Origin of the sequence: Paenibacillus lentus, assembly GCF_042714055.1 — a bacterium.
Taxonomy (GTDB): domain Bacteria; phylum Bacillota; class Bacilli; order Paenibacillales; family Paenibacillaceae; genus Fontibacillus; species Fontibacillus lentus_A.
In genome coordinates, this window is sequence record NZ_JBHGVC010000002.1 from 126482 (window position 1) to 137739 (window position 11258).

Annotated in this window: 12 protein-coding genes; 8 read left to right on the forward strand and 4 right to left on the reverse strand. The window is 46.3% G+C overall.

What is annotated here, in order from left to right:
* Nucleotides 1–12: 12 nt before the first annotated feature.
* Complete coding sequence (locus ACE3MQ_RS04200) at nucleotides 13–1056, reverse strand: HD-GYP domain-containing protein (protein ID WP_379390959.1); 1044 nt, start codon at nucleotides 1054–1056, stop codon at nucleotides 13–15.
* An 88-nt stretch (nucleotides 1057–1144) separates the two neighbouring features.
* Nucleotides 1145–1885, reverse strand: a complete 741-nt coding sequence (locus ACE3MQ_RS04205) for a molybdenum cofactor biosynthesis protein (protein WP_379390961.1) — start codon at nucleotides 1883–1885, stop codon at nucleotides 1145–1147.
* A 147-nt stretch (nucleotides 1886–2032) separates the two neighbouring features.
* On the opposite strand from ACE3MQ_RS04205, the gene ACE3MQ_RS04210 reads away from it, so the two are divergent.
* From ACE3MQ_RS04210 to ACE3MQ_RS04245, 8 genes are all read left to right on the forward strand, one after another.
* Nucleotides 2033–3487, forward strand: a complete 1455-nt coding sequence (locus ACE3MQ_RS04210; protein ID WP_379391853.1) for a bifunctional metallophosphatase/5'-nucleotidase — start codon at nucleotides 2033–2035, stop codon at nucleotides 3485–3487.
* 28 nt (nucleotides 3488–3515) lie between these two features.
* Nucleotides 3516–4346 (forward strand): undecaprenyl-diphosphate phosphatase, encoded by an 831-nt coding sequence (locus ACE3MQ_RS04215; RefSeq protein WP_379390963.1) that lies wholly within the window; start codon nucleotides 3516–3518, stop codon nucleotides 4344–4346.
* Between the two features lie 91 nt (nucleotides 4347–4437).
* On the forward strand, nucleotides 4438–5523 hold the full coding sequence (locus ACE3MQ_RS04220; RefSeq protein ID WP_379390965.1) for an HD-GYP domain-containing protein: 1086 nt from the start codon (nucleotides 4438–4440) through the stop codon (nucleotides 5521–5523).
* A gap of 119 nt (nucleotides 5524–5642) precedes the next feature.
* Complete coding sequence (gene yfkAB / locus ACE3MQ_RS04225; RefSeq protein WP_379390967.1) at nucleotides 5643–6779, forward strand: radical SAM/CxCxxxxC motif protein YfkAB; 1137 nt, start codon at nucleotides 5643–5645, stop codon at nucleotides 6777–6779.
* An 18-nt stretch (nucleotides 6780–6797) separates the two neighbouring features.
* Nucleotides 6798–8192 carry a hemolysin family protein gene (locus ACE3MQ_RS04230; protein WP_379390969.1) on the forward strand — a complete coding sequence of 465 codons (1395 nt, stop codon included), beginning with the start codon at nucleotides 6798–6800 and terminating at the stop codon, nucleotides 8190–8192.
* Nucleotides 8193–8366: 174 nt separating this feature from the next.
* A complete protein-coding gene (locus ACE3MQ_RS04235; protein ID WP_379390971.1) occupies nucleotides 8367–8585 on the forward strand; it encodes a spore coat associated protein CotJA in 219 nt (72 codons plus the stop codon).
* A 4-nt stretch (nucleotides 8586–8589) separates the two neighbouring features.
* The gene (locus ACE3MQ_RS04240) at nucleotides 8590–8859 is read left to right on the forward strand and encodes a spore coat protein CotJB (RefSeq protein ID WP_379390973.1); all 270 of its coding nucleotides are present in this window, start codon (nucleotides 8590–8592) and stop codon (nucleotides 8857–8859) included.
* 52 nt (nucleotides 8860–8911) lie between these two features.
* Nucleotides 8912–9481 carry a manganese catalase family protein gene (locus ACE3MQ_RS04245; protein ID WP_379390975.1) on the forward strand — a complete coding sequence of 190 codons (570 nt, stop codon included), beginning with the start codon at nucleotides 8912–8914 and terminating at the stop codon, nucleotides 9479–9481.
* A gap of 176 nt (nucleotides 9482–9657) precedes the next feature.
* Here the strand turns inward: ACE3MQ_RS04245 and ACE3MQ_RS04250 are convergent, their stop codons facing one another.
* Together ACE3MQ_RS04250 and ACE3MQ_RS04255 are read right to left on the reverse strand one after the other, a co-directional pair.
* Nucleotides 9658–10035: a hypothetical protein gene (locus ACE3MQ_RS04250; RefSeq protein WP_379390977.1), complete on the reverse strand. Its 378-nt coding sequence runs from the start codon at nucleotides 10033–10035 to the stop codon at nucleotides 9658–9660.
* 446 nt (nucleotides 10036–10481) lie between these two features.
* Nucleotides 10482–11066, reverse strand: a complete 585-nt coding sequence (locus tag ACE3MQ_RS04255) for a cupin domain-containing protein (protein WP_379390979.1) — start codon at nucleotides 11064–11066, stop codon at nucleotides 10482–10484.
* Between the last annotated feature and the right edge of the window lie 192 nt (nucleotides 11067–11258).

Here is an 11258-nt window from a genome sequence, read left to right on the forward strand (position 1 = left end):
AATTAGGCATTATTAAATGTAAACCTCAGTAATCGACATTTGGCGCTCTTTGGATAGATCCACGAATCTGGAATCTGTTTGAACCAGGGGACGAAAGAAATCCGTTTGGTTTGTCATTACAATGGAACCAACCTCGCCGGAATTCAGTAGCACCTTCTTCCCGATAAAGTTCGGCAGCAGGTGATTGATCAGGGCTTGGGTAGGCTCCGGACTCAGCTTGCCGAAGCTAAGGGAGTTCAGTTCCCTCAGAACAGTAAGCAGCTCCTGCTTGGACTGATATACACGATTGGAGGTCATGGCCGTATATACGTCCGCTACTGCGGCTATTTTGGCATATGGATGGATTTCCTCCTTGTACAGTCCCTTTGGATATCCGCTTCCATCTTCCCGTTCATGATGCTGCAGAGCCACTAACGCGGAGATTTCGTCTCCCGTAGAATTGCGTATAATATCGGAACCATAAATTGTATGTCGTTTAACCTCTTCGAATTCTTCAGGCGTCAGCTTGCCGGGTTTGCCGAGGATATCCTGGGAGATCATGCAATTGCCGATATCGATCAAATAACCGGATTTGCCAATTTGGTATGCTTCTTCTTTAGGATAACCTAGCCAAGTTGCGATATAATAAGAGAGCATTCCGACTTGCATGGAATGATTATATGTATAATTATCACCGTCATTCAGCAGTAATAGAAGCGACACAACATCCTTCTGACCGACCAGTTCGTTGACTAGGGGCTCTAGCAGTTCATCCACTTTGGATTCATTAAAAGTTCCGTTGGATAGCGCTTCCAAAAAGATGTCCTCGAATCCGTTGACGGCTTCGTCGAATAGCGGGGCAACTTTATGGACGGGGTCATAAATGTTGCTTGAGGTGCGGTCGATGTCAATGGTTCGAGGTTCAATATCGATGTAGTCAATTCCATGCTGCATTAGCTTGACAATCGCATCGCTGGTCAATTCTGTCCCTTTATGCAAGATTAAAACGCCGAATTGATTGAAAATATCATTACTAAGACGGTCGCCAGGGCTAATTTCGATTACATGTAATTTCAAGAACGATGACACCTCATTAATCTGCAGTATTTCCTTAATGATAGCAGGGAATAATTGGATTGGCAATGATATTTTGGGTCTTTGGATGCTATAAATGTGATATTTGTCCTGGCGCGGCAGGATTCCAAGGTCCCTGTCCATGACCCTTCCATTCCGTACCATCTTCCCAAACTTCCTTCTTCCAAATGGGTACGATCTGCTTTAATCTTTCAATAGCATAACGACTAGCGGCATAGCTAGCGTCTCGGTGAGGCGTGGATACGGCGATGATTACGCTGCTATCGGCAATATCGACCTTCCCTATTCGATGGGTGATGGCGCACTTGGTTCCCGGCCAATTCGCCTCGATTTCCTCGCCGATCTGTTCCATTTTAGATAGAGCCATAGGAATATATGCTTCATACTCTAAATGGATGGTTCTTTGGTCTCCGGTCATTTCCCGCGTCGTTCCGACAAAGACGAGCGTTGCGCCATGATTGGCCGTATTTACTTTTTGGGTTACCTCATCAATCGACAAAGGCTGCGAAGTAATCGCGTACATATGATTTTCAGAATGAAATGTTTCTGGGGATGGATCAGGTTCGCCTCCAGATACTGGGGGAATCAGGGCAATCTCGTCCTCGTCGGTAATGAGGAGATCATCCGCCGCATATTCTTGATTGACGGCTAGAAAAGAAATGCTCACCAGTGAAGCGGCATCCGGATAAAGACGGGCTATTTCTTGTTTTAAATGATCCGCGGAAACGGTGTTCTCGGGATATGTTATTTCAATTTTCGAAGCGCCGATTCGGTCAGCCAGCCCCGCGAATAGAGAAATCGTTAGTATCATTTTTATTTCACCTCGTAATACTGACTTAGCTACTATAATATATCATATTTAGGGAGACAATGATCAAATTTGAGGTATATAATATTCTACATCCAATCATTTTTTAAGAAGGCTGTACGGGCATAGACCGAGGGGGGAGAAATCATGCTGCCGAATACGAACCAGGATATATTAACGATACTGTATACCAACGATTTGCACAGTCATTTCGGTGCCATGGGACGCATCGCCTCTATGGTGAATGAGCTTCGTCAACAGCGAAATGAAGCGGTGCTGCTGCTGGATATCGGCGATCATATGGATCGCGCCGCTCCCGAGACAGAAGGGACAATGGGACAAGCAAATGTCGATGTCCTGAACCTGACGGCGTATGATGCAATAACGATAGGCAACAATGAGGGCCTGACCTTTACGCCTGAGCAGCTCGGTCAAGCTTATGCAGGGCTAGTCTGCGAAGTCGTTTGTGCGAATATGCTGGATGTAGAGACCGGCAAACCGCCAATATGGATGAAAAAACACACCGTTCTTACTAGAGCAGGCTTCAAAATTGGATTGATCGGCGCTACGGCCGCTTATGCTGAGTTTTATAAGCTGTTAGGCCTAGATGCACTCGATCCATTGGAATCTATTGCGAGGTCGGTAAATGAGCTGCGCAGCGAGGTAGATCTGGTCGTGGTCATGTCCCATGTAGGCTTGCCCTTCGATCGCCAGCTCGCAGAGCAGGTTCCCGGAATTGACCTTATCCTCGGCGGCCACACGCATCATTTGCTAGAGGAGCCGTTGTGGATCGGGCAAACAGCCATAGCAGCAGCGGGAAAATTCGGACGCCATTTAGGGCAAATTACGATTGCGAGAGACGAGCTGACCGGAAGAGCGAAGGTTATTGCCGGCGTCTGCTTGCCCGTTGAGAGCGGGCCGGAAGAGCCGCATGTGGTAGAAGCCCTGGATATCCATAGGCTCCGTGCCGTGGAGCGGATGTCGAGAACGGTGGCGGTCATTGAGGAAGAGCTGCCGGTTCGTTATGATACCGAATCTCCGTTTGGCAATTTGCTGGCCCAAGCTGTTAGGAGATTTACGAAGAGCGATTTATCTATCATAAACAGCGGGCAATTGCTCGCCGGACTGCCTGCCGGAGAGATCAGTGAAGGCATGCTTCACCAACGTTGTCCATCGCCCATTAATCCTTGCCGCATGAAATTGCTGGGCAAGCATATATTGTACAGCCTGGAGCAATCTTTGCTTGCGGATATTACGGATAAGGCGATCTTCGGATTTGGCTTCCGCGGGAAGCAGCTTGGGGGGATTTGCGTCGACGGAATGGATATCATTTATGATCCGACTGCCCCGGCTTTTCACAAAATCATCCAGGCAAGCATACAGGGGGTTCCGATTGTTCCGGAGGATGTGTATTCGGTAGGCACTCTAGACATGTTTACGTTCGGTATCGGCTACGAATGCCTGAAGCAGGGCAATGATCAGGAGTTTCTGCTCCCGGAGTTTTTGCGGGACTTGCTGCGGATGGAGCTTCAAACGGCGGGCGCAATTGAGACTTGCTTTTATCATCGGTGGAAATCCCAGACAAAAGAGCTAAATGAAAAGTAGTGATATCGCTTTCTAGGAGGAGGGTGCCATGAATTCGATTGTCGCGATTATTCTGGGGATTGTAGAGGGCCTGACTGAATTTATTCCGGTGTCTTCAACAGGCCATATGATATTGACGGCTAAGCTGTTAGGCTTTGATGATTCGACTCCTGAAATGAAGACTTTCATGATTGTGATTCAGCTTGGTGCAATTCTGGCTATTTCCTGGGTATACAGGGAACGAATTATTCATTTGCTCGGGTTAAGCAAGGAAATTACGCCCGTATTTCGGAACCAGGCTCCTGTCAGGCGGCTCGATCTGCTTCATGTTATCTTGGGCATTGTTCCCGCTCTTGCGGTAGGCTTCTTTTTTCGGGATTTTATTAAAAGCTTGTTCAGTCCTTCCACCGTTCTTTGGGCTTTGCTGGCCGGCGGGATTTTCATGATTGCAGCCGAATGGTTCTCCAAGAACAAAGCACAGGTTACCGCGAAGGACATTGATCAGCTTACTCATAAGCAGGCGCTCATGATCGGATTATACCAATGTATATCCGTATTGTGGCCAGGCTTCTCCCGCTCGGGCTCGACCATTGCGGGGGGGATGTTCAGCGGGGCAAGCTATAAAGCTTCTGCCGATTTTTCCTTTTTGATCGCGATTCCGATCATGTTTGCCGTATCAGGTTACGAAATGCTGGATTCATATCGATACTTTACTATAGATACTATAGGATATTTTGCTATTGGCTTTATCGTATCGTTTATTGTGGCTTATATCGTGGTTATGGCCTTTTTAAAATCAATTCAGAAAATTCAGCTAAGGCATTTTGCTTATTATCGATTCATTCTTGCTGCTTTATTTTGGACTTTCATCATGCGATAGTATCGGGCGAAAGCCAGTCATATCACATTATAAAGCCGCTTTTCGCAATTACATATCATAATCAATCAAAAGAGACGGAAGTGGATTTATTGTGCGATTAATACCTATCAACTCATTACGGCCTGGAATGAAATTGGGAAAGAAAATATACAACGAGGAAGGAATCGTCCTTCTGTCGGAGAATGCCGAGCTTACGGATGTCATTATCCGGCGGCTGCGCAGCCATGGTTTGAATTTCGTGTATATAGCCGATCCCCGAACCGAGGACGTTGTTCCCGTCGATATGATTGAAGAGGAAACGCGCCGCAGGGCACTGAAGGAGATTCGAACGAATTTTCGGAAAATGACCGAGCCAACTGTAAAAGGTCTAGTCTATCCGTACCTGGGCAAGATGTTCTCCGGACTTGTCGAGGATATCATGGATGATCTTAGCTCCAGAGAAGATGCCATGATCATGATGATGAATATGAACAGCATGGATCATTATTTGTATCGGCATTCTCTTAATGTTTGTATTTATACGATATTGCTGGGACAGATTCACGGCTATTCTAAAAATGAGCTGACCCTGCTTGGTCTTGGTGCACTGCTCCATGATATTGGAAAAACGAAGCTTCCATTAGAACTGCTGACTAAAGCTGAAAAGCTGACGGATGCGGAGTACGAGCAAGTGAAGCGCCATGCGGAGATCGGCTTCAAAATACTGAAGGATGAGCCCGGAATTCCCCTCGTCTCCGCGCACTGCGCCTACCAGCATCATGAACGGCTGAATGGCAGCGGTTATCCTCGGGGGATCAAGGGGGAGGAAATCAGCGAATTTGCCCGCTGGATCGCGATTACGGATTCATATGATGCCATGACGACCCACCGGGTGTACCGGTCGGCGATGCTGCCCCATCAGGCGCTTGAGGTGCTCTACACCGGTTGCGGAAATTTGTACGAGAAATCCAAGCTGGAGCTATTCCGTGATCGTGTCGCCATTTACCCGCTGGGGGTGGCCGTCAAGCTTAGCACGGGAGAAAAGGGCATCGTTGCCAAAATTCACGGTATTTTTCCGCAGCGTCCCGTCGTGCGCGTTTTGACCGACCCTCTCGGAGTAGAGTTGAAGGTGCCTTATGATCTCGATTTGTCGGAGCAATTATCCATCGTGATTACAGAAGTGGACGGAACGAATTAAATTGGTTAACATAATGAAGTAGATTCTTCGAGCATAATAGAGTTTTAAGAGAGAAGAAGTGCCGAGGGAGTGCACTCTTTTCTTTTTTAGGTTAATAAAAGAAATAAGGTGGGCCAATAATGAAGATACTTAAGCATAAATCTGTTGTGACAGCGCCGGTAAGTCCGAAGGATGATCCCTGGGATCCCATTGTTTCCCTTCGGGAGTTTGGACGGCATGTACTGACGAGTGTCGAGATGACGGTTACGAATTTATGCAATATGCGCTGCGAGCACTGTGCCGTCGGGGACAGTCTGGTGCTGAAGGAGCCGGAGCAAATATCGCTCGACTTGATGCTGCGCCGTCTGGATGAAGTGGAGCATCTACGGACGATCAGTATTACGGGGGGCGAACCAACCTTCCGCAAGCAGATGGTGGACGAGAAGGTCGTACCTATTTTGAAGTATGCGAAAGAGCGCGGGATACGTTCCCAGATCAATTCCAACCTGACCCTCGATTATGAGCGGTATGAGAAGCTGATTCCTTACCTCGATGTCATGCATATTTCGTTCAATTATACGAATGAACAGGATTTTTATGAAGTGGGCTTTGCGAACAGCGGACATCCTGTCAAGAAGGAAGTCGCCTACAAGCTGTATCACACGATGATGGAGAATACGCGAAAATTGAGCGAGGCGGGAATGTACATTTCAGCAGAATCGATGATTAATTATCGCACCCATGAGAAGCTGCCGCTCATTCATAAGCTGATTACGGAAATGGGCTGCCAGCGGCATGAGGTTCATCCGATGTATGCGTCCAATTTTGCCAAAGGGCTGCCGGTATTATCGCTCGATGAAATGCGTCAGGCGATTCATTCGCTGCTCGATGAGCGTAATAAAGAGATATGGATGCTGTTCGGGACGCTGCCCTTCTATGCCTGCAACAGCAATGAGGCCGATACTGCTTTGCTAAAGCGGCTGCGGCAGGAGCCGATGGTCACGGTACGCAATGATCCCGACGGCAGAAACCGGGTCAACGTGAATATGTTTACGGGCGACGTGTTTGTGACGGATTTTGCAGACATCCCTTCGTTCGGCAACGTGCATGAGGAACGGCTGGATGTTATTTTTGCCAAATGGCTAAACGACCACCCGCTCAATCAGAAAGTAAATTGTTATTGCGAAGCGGCGGGCTGCTGCGGTCCAAACCTGCTCGTTGCAGATATGTACTATAAGGATATCGATTTTAAATCTCGCAAAGCAATCACACTTTAGAAAAGAGGCGCTGCACCTATGCCCGATGGACATACGGAATTTGAGGCTGGCAAGCTGATTTTTAATTTGGTTCTAGTTATTATTTTAGTACTTTTGAATGGATTTTTTGTGGCTGCGGAATTTTCGCTGGTCAAGGTGCGTCAGTCCAGGCTGACTCAGCTGGTCAGCGAAGGCAACAAGCGTGCTACATATGCGCTCAAAGTAAATAAGAAACTGGATGCCTATTTATCAGCCACCCAATTAGGAATTACGTTGGCCTCGCTTGGGCTGGGATGGGTAGGTGAGCCGGCCATTTCCAAGCTGTTGATCGAACCGTTGATGCATAAATTAGGCGTAACGGATGCTGCGCTGATCTCTACGGTTTCCGTGGCGGTCGGATTTGCGATCATTACCTTTTTGCATATCGTCATTGGAGAGCTTGCTCCGAAATCGCTGGCGATTCAGAAATCGGAGGCGGCATCCTTGTGGCTGTCCGCTCCGCTTTTATTTTTCTATAGATTGTTCCTGCCGGTGATCTGGCTGTTGAATTCGGCAGCCAATGGCCTGTTGAGGCTTATCGGCATCGAGCCGGCCGGCGAAGGCGAAGCTGCCCATTCGGAGGAGGAAATTCGCATTCTGATGGATCAGAGCGCGAAAAGCGGGGTCATCGATCAAGACGAGATGAAGCTGATGGATAACCTGTTCGATTTCTCCGATTTACTGGCGAGGGAAGTCATGCTTCCAAGAACCGATATGGACTGCCTATATACCAATCTTTCTTGGGAAGAGAATATGAGGATTGTGGAAGAAACGAAGCATTCCCGGTATCCGGTTGCCGTAGAAGATAAAGATCAGATTATCGGATTTGTGCATCTCGCCGATCTGCTGCTTCCTGACGGAGGCACCTCGCATCAGCTTGCCAGCATGGTACGACCGATCCTGAATGTGCCGGAGTCCATGGAAATTAGCCATGTGCTTCGCCTCATGCAGAAGAAGCATTCCCAGTTAACCGTTGTCGTGGATGAGTACGGGGGCACGGCGGGACTGCTTACTGCGGAAAGGATTTTGGAGGAGATTGTCGGCGATCTTTACGATGAATTCGATGAGGATCGTCCAGAAGTGGAGAAGCTAAGCGACGGTACCTTCTCCGTGGATGGCCGGATGCTGATCGAGGACGTCAACGATTTGATGGGCGTCATCATTGAGCATGATAAAGTGGACTCCATCGGCGGCTGGCTGTTTAAAGAGCTGGATGGAGCGCCTGCCGTAGGGAAAACTATCTGGAACGAGGATATCCTATTTGAGGTAGCCGAAGCTGAGCCGCTGCGCATCACGCGGGTCAACATCAAGAAGGCAAGCGAGCAGGGAAATGCCGGGGATTCTGCGGAACCGGATTCGGATGGAAGTGTGAAAGAATACGAGCCTGGCGTTTAAAGTGAACTCCTTTCAGGGTGAGCGTATCCCCTTGATAGGAGTTTTTTTCTGTTTTTTTGCTGATTTGTTGCGGTTGGAGGTTCATATTCTGGGCGAACGTCATATGTTAATGGTGAGGAATCAGGAGCAGTGTCTCCTTGAAGGCTGGAAACTCAAAAAAAGGAGGAACGATCGTTGAGTCATCCCCAAGAGCAAGTCTGGGCCCCTTATGTCGGGCCATTTGACCCCTGCCCGCCGATATTGTGCAAGACGTATAGTACCCCTCCGCAGCTATTTATGCACTTTCAACCGTTGAATCTCCCCCAGTTCTGCCCGGAAGATGCGCTAAGACACGGAACGTTGTGGCCTGCGCTTTACAGCCCCTATGAGTCTAAATGGGGAAAAGGAAGGTGAGATGATGTCACATAAAGCTGATTTTGATCCCCAATTTTATGAAATGCTGGAGAAGCTGCAGGCTCTAGATTTCGTACTGGTCGAACTAAACCTGTTTCTTGATACGCACCCCGATGATTTAGCTTCCATACAGCAATATAACCAGCTTTCGCAGGAGCGCACTAAGCTTGCCAACCATTTTCAGCAGCTTTACGGTCCTTTGATGAACTTCGGTCATTCCTATTCCAAATTTCCGTGGGAATGGTCGAAGGTACCGTGGCCATGGCAGGTATAACGCCTGCCTTTACGGCTTTGCTGATCATGACAAAGGAGGGAAATACGAGGACATGTGGGTCTATGAGAAGAAGCTCCAATATCCGGTACGCGTAGGGAAATGTGATATTCGAATGGCGAAGCTGCTCATTGAGCAGTACGGGGGAGCTGATGGCGAGCTGGCTGCAGCCCTGAGATACTTGAATCAGAGATATACGATTCCCGATAAGGTTATCGGTTTATTGAACGATATTGGAACCGAAGAACTTGCCCATTTAGAAATGATTGCCACCATGGTATACAAGCTAACGAAGGATGCGACGGTAGAGGAACTGAAGGCTGCCGGGATGGATCCTTACTATGTCAATCACGATAAGGCTCTGTTCTACGAGAATGCGGCAGGCGTGCCGTGGACGGCAACTTATATTCAAGCCAAAGGCGATCCGATTGCCGATCTGTACGAGGACATTGCGGCCGAGGAGAAGGCGCGGGCTACATATCAGTGGCTCATCGACATGACCGATGACGTCGATTTGCAGGACGGTCTCAAATTCCTGCGGGAGCGGGAGATCATTCATTCGCTGCGTTTCCGCGAAGCGGTGGAGATCCTCAAGGATGACCGGGATAAGAAGAAGTTTTTTTAGAGGAATTTGATGGGGAATATTAGGAAAGAACCGCTCAGCTTAAGTGAGTGGTTCTTTTTTCACAGATTATAATGTACTATATGCAGGTTAGTTGGATGTTTTTATTGTGAGAAGATTTTCAGTCTATCGTTGGTTATTTTATAGTTGATGAATCGAAAAGCGAATACTCAAGTTGATTAATTTATAAGCTCAAAAGATTCTTCATTATTTTCCCAACGAATTGTTATTTTAATCGGATTTTCTTTTTTTGGCAAAGCGCATCCTGAGCAATTTACAGGGATTTTCACTTTACCATTGAATAAACTAAAGTTGGTCAATTTCGTTGTTTTGTTTCCATTTTCAATAATTAATTCTTCAATATTGTTATCTTTAAAACTTGATCCTCTATAACTAAAAATATAATTTCCTTGTTGACTACTATTTTTTGTATTTATGATCACATTGTATTTTCCAATCCAACTCTTACTTTCTCCTATATAGTTAATTCCCGAGCCACAACTAACTAAAATTAATAATGAAGTTAAAGTACAAATAAGTTTAAGTATTCTAACCATTATTTCCCTCCGTTGAAAATGATTTTTATTACGTTCAGTTGTTGCTCTAAAAACGGCTCCCTGCTTTCCATTTTATAACTCAGATGCATAATCCATACTCTTTCCATAGCTATACTATTTGCCAACAGGCTGCTCAAGTCAATGGGATTCTCTATTTTCGGTATCATTTCATCCAGATTTTCAACTGTGTCTTATTACCGTATCTGGCAGCACTTCTATCAGGATAGCTTTACTCTAGTGCCGAATGCAAAAACACCTCCAAGGTGATGTCCATATCTTACGACATGGTGGCATTATCTTGAAGATGTTTTAATTAGCCTCACGTTGTAGGATTAATCCCAGTGCTGAATTCATGATAAAATGAGTTTTTTCAACGACTGCCATGTGGGGATCAGCAACTGGATGGGATCCCTTTCATATAAGAACAGCAGATGCTAATAGCTTTTTTAGGGAACCCTGGCATCTTTTTTGGTTTTGTGAACTGTGCCATGCGGATGCTCAGGAGGTGCATAAATTACATATATTTTGAGCGGTTTATTACCGGTATTCGTCAAATTATGCCACTTGCCAGCAGGCACTATAATCGCATAGTCCTCATAAACCTCTTTCACAAAATCTAATTTATCTTTGCTGTTGCCCATTTCGACAACTCCCTGACCTTCCTCAATGCGTATGAATTGATCCGTTGCGGGATGAACCTCCAGACCAATGTCATCTCCAACATTAATACTCATGACAGTCAATTGAAGGTGATTACCGGTCCATAAAGCGGTTCGATAGGTGTTGTTTTGTTCAGTAACCTGTTCAATATTGACTACAAATGGATTTGGTCCGTAATCTTTGATGGGCCTTGCATTCAAAGGATCAAATCGCATAGTTGGCTGTCTAAAGCATGGTTGATGATTTCTAGGTACATGATTAAAGTAATGCATTGGTGTATTTGTACAATAGGAATATGGATTTGGATGCGATGGATATTTTGGATATGAATACATTGGGTGTAAATAAGAGTTAGGTGAAGAATAACGCATTTTGATATGCCCTCCATAGGTTTATTACCCATCATATGCCCATTTTCTGATTTAGGTACTTCGTCTTACAGAAATAGAGGGTGTTATTCATTGCAGACCTGCAGATCGCTCTCCATACAGATTCGCGGCAATTTGTTGATTTGTACTTTTTGACTGTGAAAATAAAGGGGGCCTGCTATACTGATTAGTAGC